General features: G+C 68.2%; 1 protein-coding gene. It reads right to left on the bottom strand.

What is annotated here, in order from left to right:
• A partial coding sequence (locus CCN51_RS45225) for a UbiD family decarboxylase (RefSeq protein WP_245881813.1) occupies nucleotides 1-730 on the bottom strand: 730 nt, incomplete at both ends.

Here is a 730-nt window from a genome sequence, read left to right as displayed (position 1 = left end):
GATGGCGTGCATCACCTTCTGCGCGTGTTTCGGGTACTTCTTCTCGATGGAGACGATCGCACAGTTGTGGAAGCCGCCCGACTCCGGGAGGTGGTAGTCCACGATGTCCGGGATGATGATCTTGAGCAGCGGGAGGAAGAACCGCTCCGTCGCCCGCCCCAGCGGCCCGTCCTCGGTCGGCGGACGGCCCACCACGATCGACTGCAGCAGCGGGCGCTGCCGCATCGTCACACAGTCGATGGTGAGCGCCGGAAAGGGCTCCTGCGGGGTGTAGAAGCCGGTGTGGTCGCCGAACGGCCCCTCGGGCAGCATCTTCCCGGGCTCCAGCCAGCCCTCGATGACCACCTCGGCGTTGGCCGGGACCTGCAGCGGCACCGTCTTGCAGTCGACCATCTCGACCCGCTTGCCCTGAACGAAGCCCGCGAGGAGGTATTCGTCGATGTCACCCGGCAGCGGCGCCGTTGCGGCGTACGTCACGGCGGGCGGCGCGCCGAAGGCGATCGCCACCGGCAGCTTCTCACCGCGCCTGGCGGCCACTTGGTAGTGGTTGCGGCTGTCCTTATGGATCTGCCAGTGCATCCCGATGGTGCGGCGGTCATGGCGCTGCAGCCGGTACAAGCCCAGGTTCCGGGCCCCGGTCTCGGGGTGCTTGGTGTGGGTCAGGCCGAGGTTGAAGAAGGACCCGCCGTCCTCGGGCCAGGTGAACAGCGCGGGCAGCGCCTCCAGGTCG

Origin of the sequence: Streptomyces milbemycinicus, assembly GCF_002154605.1 — a bacterium.
Classification (GTDB): domain Bacteria; phylum Actinomycetota; class Actinomycetes; order Streptomycetales; family Streptomycetaceae; genus Streptomyces; species Streptomyces milbemycinicus.
The sequence above is the reverse complement of the archived record's forward strand: the minus strand, read 5'-3'. Positions and strand labels throughout refer to the sequence as shown.